Consider the following 18,292-nt stretch of genomic DNA (forward strand, 5'->3'; position numbering starts at 1 on the left):
ACTCCTGCTGCGCTGCCCGGCCCGTGCCCGGCAGCGGTGGAAGAGAACTGCCGGTCAGAATGCCTTGGTCACGCTCGCATACCAGTAGCGTGGGTAGGCCTGGTACACCGCCGAGGAGTAACCATAGCTGTCATCGGAAACCGGAGGCCGCTTGTCGGCGAGGTTGTTGGCGCCCAGTTTCACCGAAACCCCGTTGAACACGCCCTCGCGGTTGAAGTCGTACTTGACGAAGGCATTGACCAGGGTCTGCGACTTCACCGTCCACGGCGTGCCATCGGCCAGGGTCAGGCTGGTTTCGTGGTAGCTGCTGGCATAGCGCGCGCTCGCCCCGAGGGTGAGGTTCTGGTAGCGCCAGGTCAGGTTGCCGCTCCACTTCCACTGCGGGTTGCCGCCATCGCCGATCAGGTCGCCGCCGCCGGTGATGGCGATTGACGGATCGACCAGGCCGGTGGCCTTGGCATCTTCCAGCGCCTGCAGCGCCGGCGAGCGGTCACGGTAGAACTCGATCAGGCGGGTCCCGCTGACGCCCACGTCGAAACGGCCGACGCGGGTTTCCGGCGAGCGCCAGGCGAGGGTGTAGTCCACCCCGCGTACGGTCTGCGGCTGCATGTTGACGTACTGGTCGGTGACGTAGAGCACTTTGCCCGCCGGGTCCAGCCCGGTACCGGCGAAGCGCGCGATGTCATCGGCGGTGGGCGTGGCACGCACCACGTCCGGATTGCTGCTGCCCTGCTGGCGCAGCAGGTAGTCCAGGATCAACCCGTTGCCCTCGCCGAACAGGCCGATGATGCCTTCCTGCTGGTACTTGTAGTAGTCCACCGCGAAGGTGAAGCGACCGACCTGTTCGGGAATGAACTGCGGCTGGAACACGATGCCGGCGCTGGTGTTGGTCGAGGTTTCCGGCTTGAGGTCCGGGTTGCCCGAGCGGCGCGCGGTGGTGGAAGCGCGGTAGGTGCTGCCACAGGCATTGATCGAGGCCAGCGCGCCGGAGCGCACATCCGCTTCGCACTGGATGTAGTCGGTGCGGGTGTTGGACCGGCTGACCACGGTAGCGTTGACCTGCTCCAGGTTCGGGGCACGGAAGCCCTTGGCCCAGGACGCGCGCACGGTCAGCCCATCGACCAGGGTCCAGCCGAGTGCCAGCTTGGGCTTGGTGACGTTGCCGAAGTCGCTGTAGTGCTCGGCGCGACCGGCCACCTGCAGGTCCAGCGCACGCACGAGCGGAACGCTCATCTCACGCGACACCAGCGGCACCGAGAACTCGGCGAACAGGCCAACGACGGTGCGCGACCCTTCGGTATCGGGGGTCGGGCTGACCCCGTACATGTCGCTGGGGTAGCCGATGCCGGTGATGCTGTCGGTATAGGTGATGCTGCCATCCACGCGTGCATCACGATCGTCGCGCTGGGTTTCCCGGCGCACTTCCAGCCCGGTGGCCATGCCCACGTCGCCGGCCCAGGTACGGAACAGGTCCGGGCGCGAGGCCTTGATATCCCACAGGTACAGTTCGGTCTCGCTGCGCCGTGACGCTTTGTAGAAGAAGCTGTCGAGCTTGCCCCAGTCATTGCAGCCGCCGCAGAACGGGTTGTAGGCCGAGGCGCTGGAATCGGCCAGCGCCTGCTGGAACAAGGTCATGCTGACCGCGTCCTGGGTGTCGATCACCTTGGCCTTGGAGTACAGCGCGGCGGTCTCCCAATCGAAACCGAAATGGAAACCGCGCAGGCCGCCAAGCGCACGCAGCTGGGTGTTCTTGACGTCGATCTGGGTAGGCCGCTCGAAACGGTAGCTGCTGATACTGACCGGGAGGCCGCCGGCGGCAACGTTGAGGTTGGCCAGCCGATTGGGGTTGGCGCTGCCATCGGGCAGCAGCGTGGCGCCGAACGGGTTCCAGTAATTGCTGGCGGCCACGGTCATCGGCAACGCGGTGATGGTGTTGACGCCCGACTGCAGGCTGCGCGCCTTGGACTGGTAGTAACCGGCCTCGCCGAAGGCGGTGATGCCGTTGTCGAAGTCGTGTTTGCCGGTCAGGAACAGATTGACCCGGCGTACGTCGGGGGTGATCGACAGCGGGAACTGCGCCTGCTGGTTGTCCAGCAGGTTGCGGTCGGCCGCCGCGGTGGCCTTGCTGCCGGACTGCACGCACAGGCCATCGGCGATGGTCGCATTGCAACCCTCATTGCTGCTGGGCTGCACGTGGAAAGCGCCCGCGGCGGTGGTCAGGAACGTACTGCCCTGGCGCACGCGCGGGCCGATCGCGGTGAAGTTGCCCCACGGGCTGTTGCTGTTGCGGTTGTCGGTGCCGCTCAGGCCCTCGAACGGCGTGCCGACGAAATCGGCGGCGCGGTCGCCGCTGCCGGTCCAGTCCTGGTCCAGCGAGTTCAGCCCGGTGGTGCGGTAGTAGTTGAACGCCAGGGTGACATTGCTGCGCAGGTCGTCGGAGTTCTTGCCCACCAGGCCATTGATGCCGAGGTCGCGCAGGTGGGTACCTTCGCCGATGCCGCGCTGGATGCTGATGGTGCCGCCGTCGACGTCATCGCGCAGTACGTTGTTGACCACGCCGGCCACCGCATCGGTGCCGTAGATGGCCGCGGCGCCATCGAGCAGCACTTCCACGCGGCGCAGGTTGGCCACCGGCACGGTGTTGGCGTTGTAGGTCAGCACCGGCACGAGGTTGCCGTCGGCCTGGCTGGTGGGATGCACAACAGTGCGGCGGCCATTGATCAGCAGCAGCGTATTGCCGACGCCGAGGCCACGCAGGTTGACCGAGGCGATGTCGCCGCGCGCATAGTTGGAGCTGTTGCCGCCGTTGGTGCCGCTGAAGGAGACATCGCCCATCTGGGGGATGGAGCGGTACAACTCGTCGCCGGAGACCGCGCCGGTGGCTTCGATCTGCTCGGCCTGCAGGGTGGCCACGGGCAACAGCGCGGCGCTTCGGGCGCCCTTGATCTGGGTACCGACGACGGTCACCGAGTCGAGCGTGACCGGTGCGGCGCGCGCCGGTTCGGCCGGCGGGACTTCGGGGGCGACAGTGCTCGCCGACGATTGCGATGCCAACAGGGCGCTGCCACCGAGCGAGGCCAGCAGCGGGCGATTGGCGCGCAGTGTAATCGTACGGCCATCATCGGAGGCGACACTGAGCCCGGTCCCGGACAGCAGCTGGTCCAGGGCCTTGCGGGCGTCCATCTGGCCCTTGAGGGCAGCAACGGCCATGGCGCCTTCGCGATCGCCGACGGCGGGGCTGATGATCTGGATTCCGGCCTGGCGGGCGAATTCAGGCAATGCATCTTCGATCCGCCCCCCGGCGATATCGAAACTGGCCTGCTGTGCCAACGCGGGCCCGGCCATGCCCAGCACCGACACCACCAGGCCTCCGCGAACGGCGCGGGCCAACGGCTGCAACTTGTACGAACGCATGGATACTTCCCCGTGAAAGTGAACATGAGCGGTGATGTTTCGTACCCCCCTGACTAATCCAGATGCACTGGCGTGCGTGTTCCGCCATGGGTGCCGGGTTGTTGGTCGCGCTTTTGTTCGTATCTGACTTTACGGGGTTGGGTGGGGTTTGGGCTTTAGAAGCTGAAAAGCTGAAAAGCTCAAGCGCCAGAGCCAGAGCCTGGGTGTGCGTATTGCGCGGGGCTGGGCCGGGGCGTGTGGGAAAGCGCTGGGGTTTGCTGGCTGAGCGCAAACGGCGAGAGGATTTGGAGTTGGAGTTGGAGTTGCGTGGGTGCCGAGCATGGCTCGGCACTACCTCTCCTCCCCTCTGTTGCTGACTACCTCGACCCACTGCTCTTGATCGCGCCTGCGCGCCGACCATGTCTGGAAGGGTGGGCGTGGGTGGGTTGGCGGGACCGTAGAGCGCCATGGATGGCGCGAACGAGCTTACAGGGACGTACTTGCAGCGTGTCCCGCCAACCCACCCACGCCCGCCCTCCCCAACATCCAGCCACCGCACGGCTCCGGCTCCGGCTCCGGCTTAAAAAACCAAAACCACCCCACACCCACTACCCTTGCACGTACAAAACCCAACGCAGCACAACCACCATACGCCGTAGTATGCTTTTGCCCACGCAGCACCCGCACGAGGATTGCGCCCATGCACCACCGTTTCCGTACCGTCCTGCTGCTTGCCCTCGTGGCCGGCACCGCCCTGGCCCTGGCCGCCTGCAACAGCGGCGTGGTCAAGCGCGTCTCGCCTCCCGCCGCCAGCGTCCAGCAGCTGACCGTGCGTGCTGATGGCGGCTGGGACATCGCCCTGCGGCTGCAGAATTTCAGCTCCATGCCCATGCACTTCGAGGATGTCAGCCTCGCCCTTACCGTGGGCGAAGTGGAGGCGGGCACGCTCAAGATCGCCCCCGCCCTGTCCATCGGCGGCGTCTCCGCCGACGTCATCACCGTCAAACTCCAGCCCACCTCCGGCGCCCGCCTGGTGGTCGCCGACGCCCTCGCCGGTAACCGCACCCTGGCCTATTCCCTCAAGGGCACGGTCAGCGCCACGCCGCAGGAAAAGAAACTCCGCAGCTTCGACGTCGACAACCGCAGCACCCTCAACCAGGCCCCCGGCCTGCCCGGCGTGCTGCGCTGACCCACCGCTTCACCGCCCCCTTTGCACCTGATCGAGACCTGACGATGAGCAGCTACACCGCCCCGCTTTCCGATATCCGTTTCGCCCTGCATGACGTGCTCAAGGTCGAACCCCTGTTCGCCCGCCTCGGCTTTGCCGACGCCACCGCCGACGTGGTCGACGCCGTGCTCGAAGAAGCCGGCCGCTTCAGCACCAGCGTGCTGGCACCGCTGAACAGCGTGGGCGATGAAATCGGCTGCACGCTCGACCAGGCCAGCGGCGAGGTGACCACCCCGCCCGGCTTCAAGCAGGCCTATGCGCAGTTCGTTGAAGGCGGCTGGACCGGCCTCACCGCCGCCCCCGACCTGGGTGGCCAGGGCCTGCCACACACCCTCGGCGTGCCGCTCAACGAAATGATCAACGCCGCCAACCTGGCCTGGGGCAACTTCCCGCTGCTCTCCCATGGCGCCATCGAAGCGCTCAAGCAGCATGGCGAAGCCTGGCAGCAGGAGGCCTTCCTGAAGCCGCTGATCGACGGCCGCTGGACCGGCACCATGTGCCTGACCGAACCGCATTGCGGCACCGACCTGGGCCTGCTCAAGACCAAGGCCGAGCCCAATGCCGATGGCAGCTACGCCATCACCGGCACCAAGATCTTCATCACCGCCGGCGAGCACGACCTCACCGACAACATCGTCCACCTGGTGCTGGCCAAGCTGCCCGATGCACCTGCCGGTGCCAAGGGCATTTCGCTGTTTGTCACCCCCAAGTTCAAGGTGGATCGTGACGGCAAGGTCGGCGCGCGCAATGCGCTGCGCTGCGGCTCGATCGAGCACAAGATGGGCATCAAGGGCTCGGTCACCTGTGTGATGAACTTCGACGGCGCCGAAGGGTATCTGGTCGGCCAGCCGCACAAGGGCCTGCAGGCCATGTTCACCATGATGAACACCGCCCGCCTCGGGGTCGGCCTGCAGGGCATCGGCCTGTCCGAGCGCGCTTACCAGAATGCGCTCAAGTACGCCCGCGAACGCCTGCAGTCGCGCTCGCTCAGCGGCCCCAAGTATCCGGAAAAGCCGGCCGACCCGATCCTGGTCCACCCGGACGTGCGGCGCATGCTGCTCACCATCAAGTCGCTGGTGGAAGGCAGCCGCCTGCTGGCACTGCACGCCGCCACCCTGGTCGATGTCGCCCACCGCGCCGAAGATGCCGGCGAACGCGAGCGCGCCGACACCCTGGTGAGCTTCCTGACCCCGATCTCCAAGGCCTGCCAGACCGAATGGGGCATCGAGAACACCTACAACGCCCTGCAGTGCTTCGGCGGCCACGGCTACATCCGCGAACACGGCATGGAACAGCTGGCCCGTGATGCACGCATCACCACGTTGTACGAAGGCACCACCGGTATCCAGGCGCTGGACCTGATCGGGCGCAAGACCGCTTCCAGCCAGGGCGCCGGGTTGAAACTGATGCTGGCCGAGATCGAGGCTTTCGCCGAGGCCAACGAGGGCAATGAAGCCCTGGCCGAATTCATCGGCCCGCTGCGTGCCAAGGCCGCCGAATGGGGCACGCTGACCCTGGCCACGCTGCAGCGCGCGGCCTCCAACCCCGACGAACTCGGCGCGGCCAGCTTCGACTACCTGTTCTACTCCGGCTACGTGGTGCTGGCCTACTGGTGGGCACGCAGTGTCGCCGCGGCCGATGCGTCCACCCAGAGCGAGGCATTCAAGCAGGCCAAGCGCGAAACCGCGCGCTTCTACTTCGCCCGCGTGCTGCCGCGCACGCTCGGCCACGCCGCCGCGATCAGCGCCGGCGCCGACTCGCTGATGGCGATGACCGACGCGCACTTCGGCTGATCGGGGGGTGCCGGCCGCTGGCCGGCACCCCTGAATCTTCGGCATCGCGTGCGTGGTTGCCGGCCGGCGGCCGGCACTCCCTGTGATGTGTCTGGAGGAGAGCCCCCTTGTTGTTCAAGGGGCCGCGCCAACGGCGCGAGGATAAGGTGGAATGCGCGGACCGGATTCATGGCGAATTGGGTATCGCCACCGGCGGCGATACCCAATTCGCCATGAATCCGGTATAAGCTGTTTTCCCGATGGAGACAGACACTACACGCTTAGGTCTGATCGATACCGGAGCCTCGTCCGCCCCGGTCGCCGAGCTGTCGCCGATCGTTACCCTGTATCGGCCTGGCAGTGTCCGTCTGCTGTCCCTGGACGCCCACGGGCGCGTGCTGGACTGGATCAACTGGCAGGACGCGGCCTGCCTGTATGCCCGCGATGCCGTTGCCTGGACCCTGGGCGACCCGTGCCTGCACATCCACGGCGGCACCAGCCGCATGACCGGCCTGCAGAGCGGCATGGACCTGCACCCGATCATCGCCGCCCGCGGCCACGCCCGCTCGCGCGCACTGGATCCCACCCCGAACCTGTCCAACCAGGCGCTGTTCGCCCGCGATGCGCACCTGTGCCTGTATTGCGGCCAGCAGTTCAACCGCCCGCAGCTCACCCGCGACCACGTCATGCCGATCTCCAAGGGCGGCCTGGACATCTGGGAGAACGTGGTGAGTGCCTGCTTCCACTGCAACTCGCGCAAGAGCAACCGCACCCCGCAACAGGCCAGCATGCCGTTGCTGGCGGTGCCCTACCGGCCCAGCTGGATCGAACACATGATCCTGTCCAACCGCAACATCCTCGCCGACCAGATGGCGTTCCTGCGGGCGCAGCTGCCCAAGCGCTCCAAACTGTCGGCCTGACCTGCGACGTTCTGTCGCAGCCGTGCTCACCGTTTGCTCACTGCAAAGGCGGTTTGCTTGCCCCACCCTCGTTTGGGGGGGAAAATAGGCGCTCAGAACAAGCGCGATAAACATGATCGACTCCGCCCGCTATCCCCGCCTGTCGCGCATCCAGTCACCGGATGACCTGCGCAGGTTCGAAGAATCCGAACTTCCCGCCATCGCGGATGAACTGCGTGCCTACCTGATCGAGTCGGTGGGCAGGAGTGGCGGCCACTTCGGTGCCGGGCTGGGCGTGATCGAACTGACCGTGGCCCTGCACTACCTGTACCAGACCCCGGTCGACCAGCTGGTCTGGGACGTGGGCCACCAGACCTACCCGCACAAGATCCTCACCGGCCGTCGCGACGAGATCCACACGGTCAAGCAGAAGGACGGCGTCGCGCCGTTCCCCAAGCGCGAGGAAAGCGATTTCGACACCTTCGGTGTCGGTCATTCCTCGACCTCGATCTCCGCTGCGCTGGGCATGGCCATCGCGCGCCAGCTGGAGGGTGATGATCGCAAGGTGGTGGCGGTGATCGGCGACGGCGCGATGACCGCCGGCATGGCCTATGAGGCCATGAACCACGCCGGCGGCATGGACCCCGAGCCGAACCTGCTGGTGATCCTCAACGACAACAACATGTCGATCTCCGAAGCGGTCGGCGGGCTGACCAAGATGCTTGGCCGCGCCACCGGCAGCAGCACGCTCAATGCACTGCGCGAGGGCGGCAAGAAAATCCTCGGCGACAAGAAGAACAACCCCACCGCCCGCTTCGTCAAGCGTTGGGAAGAACACTGGAAAGGCATGTTCGTGCCGTCCACGCTGTTTGAGGAAATGGGCTTCCATTACACCGGCCCGATCGATGGCCACGACCTCCCGGCGTTGATCGCCACGCTGAAGACGCTCAAGAGCCTGAAGGGCCCGAAGCTGCTGCACGTGATGACCACCAAGGGCAAGGGTTACGAGCGTGCCGAAGGCGACCAGATCGGCTACCACGCGGTGGGGCCGTTCGACCCGGACAAGGGCCTGATCGCCAAGGGCGGCGCCAAGAAGCCGACCTACACCGACGTGTTCGGCGACTGGTTGTGCGATGCCGCCGCCGCCGAACCCCGGCTGATGGGCATCACCCCGGCGATGCGCGAAGGCTCCGGCCTGGTGCGCTTCAGCAAGCAGTACCCGGAACGCTATTTCGACGTGGCCATCGCCGAGCAGCACGCGGTGACCCTGGCCGCGGGCATGGCCACCCAGGGTGCCAAGCCGGTGGTGGCGATCTATTCCACGTTCCTGCAGCGCGCCTATGACCAGCTGGTCCACGACGTGGCGGTACAGAAGCTCGACGTGCTGTTTGCGATCGACCGTGCCGGCGTGGTCGGCCCGGACGGTGCCACCCACGCCGGCAACCTGGACCTGAGCTTCCTGCGCTGCGTGCCGCACCTGGTGGTGATGGCCCCGGCCGATGAAGCCGAATGCCGGCAGATGCTGAGCACCGGCCTGAAGCATGCCGGCCCGGCCGCGGTGCGCTATCCGCGCGGCAGTGGCACCGGCATCGCCGCCGGCACCGACCTGTCCACGCTGGAGATCGGCAAGGCCGAGCTGCGCGTCCAGGGCAGCCGGGTTGCCCTGCTCGCCTTTGGCAGCACCGTGCCCGCCGCCGAGGCGGTCGGCCGGGAACTGGGCCTGAGCGTGGTCAACATGCGCTTCATCAAGCCGCTCGACCGCACCCTGCTGCTGCAGCTGGCCGCCACCCACGAAGGCTTCGTCACCATCGAAGACAACGTGGTCGCCGGTGGCGCCGGCTCGGGCGTGGCCGAACTGCTCAATGCCGAGCAGGTGCTCAAACCGTTCCTGCACCTGGGCCTGCCCGACAGCTTCCAGCACCACGCCAGCCGCGAAGACCTGCTGGGCGAAGCCGGCATCGATGCCGTTGGCATCCGCGCGGCGGTGCTGAAGCGTTGGCCGCAGCTGGCCAACGATGGCCATCCGCTGAGTGCCGCAAGCTGAGCCACCCCGGGTAGCACCGGGCGCTACCCGGTGCTACCCGTAGCGCACCGCCTCCACCGACGCCCCCCGGGCTTCCACCCGCACCGAACTGCGGCCACCGGTTTCGACGTGGTGCAGACGGGCCAGCGCATCGGCGAAATCGAATGCCTTGGCACTGTCGTGGAACCGGAACGATTCCAGCTTGTCAGGATGCAGTACCCGCCACAGGCGGTGTTCGAGTTGCAGGCGGATCAACATGCGGTGCTCACTCCATGAGGCGGCATACCGGCCGACACCCGCCAGGCGCCGTAGTGAAACGCGGCGTGGCGGGGCGGCAGGGTGAAGCCGGGGGCTTCCTGCCCCGGACAATAACCGATTAAAACTGTGACCTGTATCAGATTTTTCTGAGATCACGCCCGCGCGGGCGACCGGGTCAATTGACCTGGAATTCACCCCGGCAACCGCCGTTCACCCACACCCCGTCACGGTCCCAGCCCCAGCTGCGGCCTTCGACGCAGGCGGTACGCGAGGTCTGGCGGACCAGCCGCGCATCGCGGCGGATGCTGACATTGCAACGGCGCAGGCGATGATCGTTGGAATCGCAGCTGATCACCTGGCCGCGCCCGCCGCCCCAGCCACCTCCATTGTTGCCTCCCCAGCCGCCACCGGGACGGCCCCGCTCGGCGACGAACTCGGCACGGCAGCCCTGGGTCACCCACACCCCATTGCGGGCCTGGCCCCAGGTTTCGCCCTCCACGCACGGCGAGCCGGAAATCTGCCGCACCAATCGCGCACGGCCCTGCAGCGGGCATTGCTGGGTACGGTTCTTGATCGACTCACAGCGCACCGGACCACTGCCGCCGCCATCGTCGTAGCGGCGGTCATACTGCTGCGCCTGCGCGGTGGCGCCCAGCACCAGCATCGACGGCAACAGCGCCCACAGCCACTTCTGCCTTCCGTGCCTCATCCCGTTGCTCCTCATGCCTGCCTCGAACCTGTGTGGTGGTGGCGCACAGGATGTGGCAAAGCAACCGAACGCGACATAGGCCGAAAGTCGCTGATTTCATGCCCTATTTAGGTTCCCGACGGGCACCTGACTGAGGTGCTGGCCTGCAGGTCACAAGCGCTCCGAAGTGGATCGCCGCACACCATCGACTCAGCCGTAATGCGCTGCATCGACGTAGGCACCGGGCGACTCCACCCGCACCGCGCTGGCGTCACCGGTCCGGGCATGGTGTTCGCGCGCGCGCGTGTCGGCGTAATCGAAGGCCACCGCGCCGCTCGCAAAGGCGATCGGCTCCGGGCGGGTGGGATCGATGACGCGCCAACGGCGGTCCTGGCATTGCACCTTGATCATCATGCTGTTCGCTCCTGCGGGGAACCGGTCCCTCGGCCAGCACGATACGACCCGCGTTGACGCAGCGATATCGGATTAGTCTGAAATTGGCCTGCAACTGACCGTCCATTGAGGCAATTCCTGATGGCGCCAAGCGATCAGCCGCAGCGCCGGTCTTAGCCGCGCCGTCCCCGCTGCCCACTGCCAGCCTCACCCGTTCTTGCCGCCCGGCCCGGGTAGGCTGGCCCCACTTTCAGCGGAGTACTGGCGATGACCCGATGGATTCCTGCGACGATACTGATCAGCGCGCTGGCCGCCTGCAGCAGCCCGGTGGCGACCCCCGGCCCGATGCCGGGGAGTGATCGCGACGTGCATGGCTGCATCGGCTCGGCCGGCTACAGCTGGTGCGCCCGTACCCAGCAGTGCGAGCGTCCGTGGGAACTGGCGGCCGCACAGAAATTCGACAACACCGGCGCCGCTTACGATGCCTGGTGCAAGGTGCCGCCCGCCGCACCGGCACCGGCGGCTACCTCCCCGCGCTGACCGGCTCAGTTGTCCTTGTTCTTGCCGCCAAAATCCAACGGCTTGCTGTCCTTGTCACGCCCTTCGCTGTTCCAGACTTCTACTTTGTCCTTGTCACGCCCTTCGCTGTTCCAGACTTCTACTTTGTCCTGGCAACGGCTCTCGCGCCTGGCCGCTTCCGGCGGCAGGTCCTTGACCCAGGCCGGCTCCTCGCAGCGCGCATGGGTGGCGCGGTCGTCGTAGGTGGCGCAGCCGGAAAGCGGCAACAGGACCAGCCCGGACAGGGCGAGAACCGGCAATAGACGACGGATGTTCATGAGCACCTGCAGGGCTGAGGGGGACTGCAGCGTTGTCCCATGACCGCCGGCCGGCTTCACCTGCCAGAGGTCATGGTCAAAGGTCAATCGCGGTCCACCGGCACCATCACCACGAACCGCGCCCCGCCCCCCACTGCGCTTTCCGCGGCGATGCTGCCGCCGTGGCGCAGCATGATCTCGCGCGCCAGATATAGGCCCAGGCCACTACCGCTGCCACTGGGCCGCAGCCGATGGAACGGTTCAAAAATCGCCTGTCGTTCCTGTTCCGGTACGCCCGAGCCCTCGTCGGTGACGGCCAGTAGCCCGTCCGGCTGCAACGCCACCGCGATCGTGCCGCGGTCACCGCCGTGGGCGATCGCGTTCTGCAGCAGACTGGCCACCACCCGGTGCAGTGCATGCGGATCGCCTCGCACCCATACCGGCGCCTCCGGTGCATCGACGGAAAATTCATAGCCCGCATCCAGCACCAGCGGCGCCACGTCGGCGGCCACCTCGCGGGTGAGTGCGGCCAGGTCGATGCGCTGCGACTGGCTGCGGTGGTGATCCAGCCGCTGCAGGTCCAGCAGCTGCTCGGCGATGTTGCCGAGCCGGCTCAGGTCACGCCGCAGTCGCGAGCGCGTCGGCCCGGCCGGCAGGTCGTCGATGCGGGTGGCCAGGATCGCGATCGGCATGCGCAGTTCGTGCGCCGCACCGACCAGGAAGCGGTCCTGTGCATCGTAGCTCTCACCGATGCGGCGGACCGCCGCGTTGAAGGCATCCACCAGCGGGAATATCTCCTGCGGCACCGCATGGGTATCCAGGCCGCCGCCGCGCTCGTTGATCTGGATCGCCGCGGCCTGCGCGGCCACGCGCTTCACCCCGCGCAACGAACGATGGATCGCCCATGGCGCCACCACCAGGGTGATCACGATCAGCGGCAGCGTGATCCAACCACCGAGGTAGCCCATGATCACCAGTATCTGCCGCCACAGTCCACGCGAGGGAATCCCGCCCACCATCACGTGGACGCGCCCCTCGGGCAGGTCGCTGACCCACACCCGCAGCGCCAGCTCCACGCCACGGGTCCGGGTGCGCACATCGGTCGATTCGATGTGCTGCAGTTGGGTTACCAGTGGCCGGTAGGTCTCCGGCACCGTCCCGTGGCTGACCCGGTGGCCCTGTTCGTCGACCGCCACGAACCAGAACGTGGCCGGCCGGTCCGGCGCGGCGGCATCGATCGCCGCCCAGTCCACCGTGAGGCCGTCGACATCGATGCTGATCGCCTTGGCGATCGACTCGCTGGTTCGCCAGTCGATGTAGGCCGCGCCACGGTCGCCGTACATGAGCACCATGCCGATCAGGCCAACGGCGACCATGGTGATCTGGATCAGCGAGATCTTCCACACCAGGCTGAACGACAGCGACCCCGGTTTGAGGAACCTCATGCGACCTCCTTCAACAGGTAGCCGATCCCACGCATGACATGGATTTCCACCCGCGCATCGGCTTCGGCCAGCGCCTTGCGCAGTTTGGACACATGCGCATCCAGCGCATTGGACTGGATCGCATCGTCGAATCCATACACCGCCTCCAGCAACGCGGTGCGGGCCACGGTGCGTCCCTGGCGCACCGCCAGCGCCTCCAGCACCAGCAGCTGGCGCCGCGGCAAGGCCAGCAGTAGCCCTTCCACGCTGGCTTGACGGGCGACGAAATCGAACTGCAGCCGGCCCAGTTGCAGCACCGGCAGCGCGATCTGCGAGGGCCGCCGCGAAATCGCGCGGATCCGCGCCAGCAGTTCTTCCACCGCGAACGGCTTGGTCAGGTAGTCGTCGGCGCCCACGTCCAATCCCACCACCCGATCGGCCACCGAGTCACGCGCGGTGAGCATGATCACCGGCAGGTTGGGCACCAGGCTGCGCGCGGTGCGTACGAAATCGGCACCGTCGCCATCGGGCAACTGCCGGTCCAGCAGCAGGATCTGGTGGACGCCGGCTTTGAGCGCCTCGGCCGCCTGGCCCATGCTCGCCACCATGTCCACCACCATGCCATGCCGGCCCAGGCTGGCCTGGATGGCACTGGCCAGTTCCGGATCATCTTCGAGCAACAGCAGGCGCATGGGCGTGGGCACGGGGGCGACGGCTGCCGATGGTACCGCGCGGCCCGACGCAACGTTCCGACAATGTAGGCCGGGCACGATGCGTTACTGGCTTTTCTTGTGTGGTAGGTAAATGCGCGTCCGTTCCAGTTCCAGCCCCCTCTTTTTTGCCCCGCAGCGCCTGCGGGCGACCCCGGCCGCATTCGGCCTGGCCATCGCCGCGCTGCTTGCCACCGGCAACGCACTGGCCGCCGACAGCGCTGAAAGCGCCGCGACCAAGCCGCGCAGCAGCCTCGGGCTGGCCGTGGTTGCGCTCAAATCGCCCTATGCCGGCTACGACACCGACACGCTCGGCGCGCCGATCATCAGCTATGAGGGCAAGTCGTTCTACTTCCGTGGCGGCAACGTCGGCTACAAGCTGATCAATACCGGCAGCACCGAACTGTCGGTCATGGCATCGCCCTACATGATGCGGTTCAAGCACAACGACAGCGATGACCTGCGCCTGCGCCAGCTGTCCAACCGCAACTTCTCGGCGATGGCCGGCGTGGCCGTGCGCCACAACGCGCCGTGGGGCCTGCTGCAGGCCAACGTGCAGGCCGAAGTGAGCGGGCACGGCAACGGCATCGCCGCCGATGCCAAGTACGCCTACCCGCTGCCGACCGGCCGGGTCACCCTGGTGCCCGGGGTGGGCGTGAGCTATGCCAGCAGCGCGCTCAACGACTATTACTTTGGCGTCAGCGACAGCGAAGCCGGCCGCAGCGGCCTGGCCGGCTACCGCGCCGGCAGTGGCGTGGCGCCCTACATCGACCTGGCGGTAGTGATGCCGCTCGGCCCACGCTGGACCGCCGCCGCCTCGCTGCGCCGCACCCTGCTGTCCGACGCGGTCAAGGACAGCCCGATGACCGTCGGAGACCACATGGACTCCGCTGCCTTGTCCCTCAGCTACGGATTCTAAGCATGCGCCAGGGAATCGTACGGCGTGTCGCGACGTTGGCCCTGAAGATCGAGCCGGACCGACATCTCGTACTGGAATGGATTCTGCACACCCCGCTGGCCGCCTTGGGCGGCCAGACCCCCTTCGAGCTGGCCTGCAATGGCGAAGGGGAGCAGGTGATCGCGTTGTTGAACACGCTCCTGGCGCAGCACGGCGACCCGCCATCGCAGCTGCCCCGGGCCAGCGCCCTGCATTGAGAGCCCGCATGAGCCGACCCTTTCCACTGACCAGCATGGCCGAACAGGCCGATGATCCACGCGCAGACACCCTGGCCGACTTCGATCACGCCGTGCAGGTATTGATCGCACAGGACCCGATGGGCCATGGCCGCTTTTTCGCGTGCCTACGTCACCGCCCTCTTCCAGGCCTGCCTGGCACCGCATGACCCCGCCGACGGTGCAGCGCGCGGCCGTCCCGATCCCGAGATCGCGCAAGCGCTCAAAACCTGGATCCAGGCACAGCTGCTCCTGCATCCCGGCGAAGGCAAGGACCCCTGCCTGACCGCCGCCCGCCGCGCCGCGCACGGCTTCTGGCTGCAGTCGCTGGCCGACCCGATCGACACCGATGGCCGACCGCGCGCCAACCGCCTTCTCGACGGCCTGCTGGCCCTGACCCGGCCCGCATCGTAACGGGACGGGACGGGACGGCGCAGGCGCTTCACCGCACGGGTTCCTCACGGCACGTTGCCGCGCCCTCCACGAAGCTGCTCATCGTTTCCGTGGAGACTGCGATGCGTCTGCCTGCCACCCTTGTCCTGCTGCTGTCTGCCGCGCCCGCCCTCGCCGAGGAGGCCAGCGGCGAGGTGCCTGCTTTTGATCGCCCCGGTATCGGCTTCTCAGCGTCCACGCTGCCGCGTGGCAGCGTCGCGCTGGAGCTGGGCCTGCCCAGCCTGGAACGCGACCGCGATGGCGATGGCACGCTCGCCACCCAGTACAGCACCGACCTCAACCTGCGCATCGGGCTGGGCCGCTACGTCGAGCTGCAGGCCTTCAGCACGCCCTGGAACCGCCTGCGCATCACTCCCCGCGACGGCAGCCCGCGCCGCACGCAGCAGGGCGCAGGCGACAGCGGCCTGGCGCTGAAGGTGGCATTGCCGATTGCCTCGGACAAGCACGCCGTGGCACTGCTGGCCAGCAGCAGCTTCGACACCGGTTCAAGCGACTTCAGCGCGGGCGGCACCCAGTACGCGCTGGGCGCCAGCTACGAGTACAGCTTCAACGACCGCTGGAGCGGCGCGCTGTACGCCAACGCCACCGGCGGTGCAGGCGCCAACGCGTTCGAGTGGTCACCCAGTGTCAGCGTGGCCCTGACCGACACCGTTGCCGCCTTCATCGAAGCCGGCTTCACCCGCACCGATGGCGAGCCATCGACCGCGATTGCCGGCGCAGGCCTTACCTGGATGGCGGCACGCACCGTGCAGCTGGATGCGTCATTCGATATCGGCCTGGATGACGACAGCCCTGACCTGCAGGCCGGGCTGGGCGTGTCGTTCTTCTTCCAGTAGCGGCGGCAGCACGGCGTGCGCCGCGCGCCTCCAGTAGGTTGACGTGCCTGCAACGCGACGGGCCCGTGCATCGCTGCACAGGCCCGTGGGTGGCGCGGCGAACAGGTCGCTGCGCTCAGGTCACTTTCTTGGCAACGGTCATGCCCAGCAGGAACAACACCACCGCGATGATGATGCCGGCCCAGAACAGGAACTTCGCCACGCCGATCGCCGCGCCGCCGATGCCGGCAAAGCCGAGCGCACCGGCAATCAGGCCGATGACCGCGAAAATGATGGCCCACTTGATCATGTTTATCCTTTCCCCTACCGGGTTGATTGACAGGGCTTCAAGCTAGCGACGTGCGCGTGCTGCACTCGTGAACGCCCTGCGGGAACCGCGTGAAACCCCACGTCCTGATCATGCCCACCCCGCTGCGGGGTGGACACGCACCTCATTGTTGGCGATGCCCAGGCGACACGCGCCCGCGCATCTGTTGAGATGGATGCCCTCCACGCACCACGCCTACATGCCCGCTCCGTCCACGCCGGCCTCTTCGCCGGCGACATCGCATCCCCTGCTGCAGGCGGCCATCGACCTGGTCCTGCTTTGCCTTGCAGCCTTCGCTGCCGGCGGCTTGATCACCGCGCGCATCGTCAGCGATCAGCTGGGGTGGACCTGGCCGTGGATTGCCTACGACTACGAGCGTGGCGACATGCTGGTGCATGCATTGTTGGCCGGTATCGCGGTGATGCCGGTCTGGTGGCTGCTGCGCAGGTTGAGCGCGGTGCGCCACGCGTCGGGACGGCAGGACCTGCTGTTCGCCGTCGCGGCCCTCGTCGCGATCCGGCTGGGGCCGCCGGATCCCCAGGTATTCGGCAACACCTGGACCGCGGCCGAGGTCACCGGCGCGCTGTTCCTGCGGCAATGGCCCATCGTGCTCCCGCTGGCGCTGCTGGCCGTGCTGCTGCGCCGCCTGGGGCGCTGGACCTTGCCGCAGTAGGCCTGTTGCCCGTCCTTGGCTTGATGTTCGCAAGAGCAGTATCGCCTTGGGCGATCGCCGCGCGATCGCCCAAGGCGGCCAAATCGACTGTCCCACAAAGGTTTCCAGGGCAAGTCGGCGACCTACGGTCCGCTCTTGATCTCCCTGAGCGCATTTAATTTGTGACGATTGCCTCAAATTCACACGTCCGTCACAATCAGGACGTCCCTCCAGCCAGCCCACGCCCATGCGCGCGCTTCTCACCAAGCAACATCCGTCCCTGCTGAAGGTCTATTTCGTCGCCTGCTACGTGGTGCTGATCGAAGAAGTAGTGCGCGCGCTCGGCTAGGACGGCCGGCAACGCGCAGCACTACCCCGCGTCATCCCTCACGACGGGAACGCATGTTCCGCTGCGGGGAAGACACCGGCCTCGACATCGGCGGCAAACGCGCGCGCGGCGCCGTGCAGCAGCCCGTGCATGTCTGCGTACTGCTTGACGAAGCGCGGCAACGGCCCCGTGCGCAAACCCGCCATGTCCTGCCAGACCAGCACCTGTGCATCGCAGTCGCTGCCCGCACCGATACCCACGGTAGGCACCGACACCGCTGCGGTGATCTGCGCGGCGACATCGGCCGGCACCATTTCAATCAACACCGCGAAGGCACCGGCCGCTTCCAGCGCACGGGCCGCCTCGACCAGGCGTGCGCCACCCTCGCCCCGCCCCTGCACGCGGTAGCCCCCCAGCTGATGCTCCGATTGCGGGGTGAATCCGATATGCGCCATCACCGGTATGCCGGAACTGACCAGCTTGCGCACCTGCGGCACCATTTCGATACCGCCTTCCAGTTTCACCGCATGCGCGCCACCTTCCTTCATGAAACGCACCGCGGTGTGGAAGCACTGCTCCGGTGACCCCTGGTAGGAACCAAACGGCAGGTCGGCGATCACCAAGGGACGTCGCGTGCAGCGGCTCACCGCGCGCACCAGCGGCATCAGCTCATCCACGGTCACCGGCAGCAGGCTGTCGTTGCCGAACACGTTGTTGGACGCCGAATCGCCGATCAGCAGCACCGGAATGCCGGCATCTTCAAAGATCGCGGCGGTATACATGTCGTAGGCGGTCAGCATCGCCCATTTTTCGCCGCGTTCCTTCATCTGCTGCAGGTGCGGGATGCGGACTCGCCTGGCCTGCGCAAGCGCGCTGGTCGGGTTGGCGTAAGGAGGCGGTTGTTCGTACATGGGAAAAACTCTTGGGGTGGGTAAGCACT

Annotated in this window: 19 protein-coding genes; 10 read left to right on the forward strand and 9 right to left on the reverse strand. The window is 66.9% G+C overall.

What is annotated here, in order from left to right:
- Nucleotides 1-54 precede the first annotated feature (54 nt).
- Nucleotides 55-3,414, reverse strand: a complete 3,360-nt coding sequence (locus AC3IR9_RS14305) for a TonB-dependent receptor (RefSeq protein WP_489291447.1) — start codon at nt 3,412-3,414, stop codon at nt 55-57.
- Nucleotides 3,415-4,093: 679 nt separating this feature from the next.
- Between AC3IR9_RS14305 and AC3IR9_RS14310 the strand changes: the two genes are divergently transcribed.
- The 4 genes from AC3IR9_RS14310 to dxs all read left to right on the forward strand — a co-directional run bounded on the left by AC3IR9_RS14310 (nt 4,094) and on the right by dxs (nt 9,336).
- Entirely contained in the window at nt 4,094-4,582 is a 489-nt protein-coding gene (locus tag AC3IR9_RS14310; protein ID WP_489291449.1) for an LEA/WHy family protein, read from the forward strand.
- 44 nt (nt 4,583-4,626) lie between these two features.
- Nucleotides 4,627-6,414 carry an acyl-CoA dehydrogenase C-terminal domain-containing protein gene (locus AC3IR9_RS14315; RefSeq protein WP_489291451.1) on the forward strand — a complete coding sequence of 596 codons (1,788 nt, stop codon included), beginning with the start codon at nt 4,627-4,629 and terminating at the stop codon, nt 6,412-6,414.
- A gap of 239 nt (nt 6,415-6,653) precedes the next feature.
- On the forward strand, nt 6,654-7,313 hold the full coding sequence (locus AC3IR9_RS14320) for an HNH endonuclease (RefSeq protein ID WP_489291453.1): 660 nt from the start codon (nt 6,654-6,656) through the stop codon (nt 7,311-7,313).
- 112 nt (nt 7,314-7,425) lie between these two features.
- Nucleotides 7,426-9,336, forward strand: coding sequence for a 1-deoxy-D-xylulose-5-phosphate synthase (gene dxs, locus AC3IR9_RS14325; RefSeq protein WP_489291455.1), 1,911 nt, complete (start codon nt 7,426-7,428; stop codon nt 9,334-9,336).
- Between the two features lie 33 nt (nt 9,337-9,369).
- Here dxs and AC3IR9_RS14330 read toward each other — a convergent pair whose 3' ends face one another.
- The 3 genes from AC3IR9_RS14330 to AC3IR9_RS14340 form a co-directional block, all read right to left on the reverse strand.
- Nucleotides 9,370-9,573: a hypothetical protein gene (locus AC3IR9_RS14330; RefSeq protein ID WP_489291457.1), complete on the reverse strand. Its 204-nt coding sequence runs from the start codon at nt 9,571-9,573 to the stop codon at nt 9,370-9,372.
- Between the two features lie 175 nt (nt 9,574-9,748).
- On the reverse strand, nt 9,749-10,282 hold the full coding sequence (locus tag AC3IR9_RS14335) for a DUF3011 domain-containing protein (protein ID WP_489291459.1): 534 nt from the start codon (nt 10,280-10,282) through the stop codon (nt 9,749-9,751).
- Nucleotides 10,283-10,471: 189 nt separating this feature from the next.
- Nucleotides 10,472-10,675: a hypothetical protein gene (locus tag AC3IR9_RS14340; protein WP_489291461.1), complete on the reverse strand. Its 204-nt coding sequence runs from the start codon at nt 10,673-10,675 to the stop codon at nt 10,472-10,474.
- 246 nt (nt 10,676-10,921) lie between these two features.
- Here AC3IR9_RS14340 and AC3IR9_RS14345 point away from each other — a divergent pair, with 246 nt between their 5' ends.
- Nucleotides 10,922-11,194 (forward strand): peptidase, encoded by a 273-nt coding sequence (locus AC3IR9_RS14345; protein WP_489291463.1) that lies wholly within the window; start codon nt 10,922-10,924, stop codon nt 11,192-11,194.
- A 5-nt stretch (nt 11,195-11,199) separates the two neighbouring features.
- Here AC3IR9_RS14345 and AC3IR9_RS14350 read toward each other — a convergent pair whose 3' ends face one another.
- From AC3IR9_RS14350 to AC3IR9_RS14360, 3 genes are all read right to left on the reverse strand, one after another.
- Complete coding sequence (locus AC3IR9_RS14350) at nt 11,200-11,490, reverse strand: hypothetical protein (protein WP_489291464.1); 291 nt, start codon at nt 11,488-11,490, stop codon at nt 11,200-11,202.
- 83 nt (nt 11,491-11,573) lie between these two features.
- On the reverse strand, nt 11,574-12,914 hold the full coding sequence (locus AC3IR9_RS14355; RefSeq protein WP_489291465.1) for a sensor histidine kinase: 1,341 nt from the start codon (nt 12,912-12,914) through the stop codon (nt 11,574-11,576).
- On the reverse strand, nt 12,911-13,585 hold the full coding sequence (locus AC3IR9_RS14360; protein WP_489291466.1) for a response regulator transcription factor: 675 nt from the start codon (nt 13,583-13,585) through the stop codon (nt 12,911-12,913). Before AC3IR9_RS14360 ends, AC3IR9_RS14355 begins: the two co-directional genes overlap by 4 nt.
- Nucleotides 13,586-13,697: 112 nt before the next feature.
- Between AC3IR9_RS14360 and AC3IR9_RS14365 the strand changes: the two genes are divergently transcribed.
- The 4 genes from AC3IR9_RS14365 to AC3IR9_RS14380 all read left to right on the forward strand — a co-directional run bounded on the left by AC3IR9_RS14365 (nt 13,698) and on the right by AC3IR9_RS14380 (nt 16,065).
- A complete protein-coding gene (locus tag AC3IR9_RS14365) occupies nt 13,698-14,522 on the forward strand; it encodes a MipA/OmpV family protein (RefSeq protein WP_489291468.1) in 825 nt (274 codons plus the stop codon).
- A gap of 2 nt (nt 14,523-14,524) precedes the next feature.
- Entirely contained in the window at nt 14,525-14,758 is a 234-nt protein-coding gene (locus tag AC3IR9_RS14370; RefSeq protein ID WP_489291469.1) for a hypothetical protein, read from the forward strand.
- A 126-nt stretch (nt 14,759-14,884) separates the two neighbouring features.
- Nucleotides 14,885-15,190, forward strand: a complete 306-nt coding sequence (locus AC3IR9_RS14375) for a hypothetical protein (RefSeq protein WP_489291471.1) — start codon at nt 14,885-14,887, stop codon at nt 15,188-15,190.
- 101 nt (nt 15,191-15,291) lie between these two features.
- Entirely contained in the window at nt 15,292-16,065 is a 774-nt protein-coding gene (locus tag AC3IR9_RS14380) for a transporter (RefSeq protein ID WP_489291473.1), read from the forward strand.
- A gap of 115 nt (nt 16,066-16,180) precedes the next feature.
- On the opposite strand, the gene AC3IR9_RS14385 is transcribed toward AC3IR9_RS14380, so the two are convergent.
- The gene (locus tag AC3IR9_RS14385) at nt 16,181-16,354 is read right to left on the reverse strand and encodes a DUF1328 domain-containing protein (protein ID WP_489291474.1); all 174 of its coding nucleotides are present in this window, start codon (nt 16,352-16,354) and stop codon (nt 16,181-16,183) included.
- 193 nt (nt 16,355-16,547) lie between these two features.
- Between AC3IR9_RS14385 and AC3IR9_RS14390 the strand changes: the two genes are divergently transcribed.
- Nucleotides 16,548-17,045, forward strand: a complete 498-nt coding sequence (locus tag AC3IR9_RS14390) for a hypothetical protein (protein ID WP_489291476.1) — start codon at nt 16,548-16,550, stop codon at nt 17,043-17,045.
- Nucleotides 17,046-17,411: 366 nt separating this feature from the next.
- Here AC3IR9_RS14390 and panB read toward each other — a convergent pair whose 3' ends face one another.
- The gene (gene panB / locus AC3IR9_RS14395; RefSeq protein ID WP_489291477.1) at nt 17,412-18,263 is read right to left on the reverse strand and encodes a 3-methyl-2-oxobutanoate hydroxymethyltransferase; all 852 of its coding nucleotides are present in this window, start codon (nt 18,261-18,263) and stop codon (nt 17,412-17,414) included.
- Nucleotides 18,264-18,292 lie beyond the last annotated feature (29 nt).

It is taken from the genome of Stenotrophomonas sp. GL_101 (assembly GCF_057835675.1).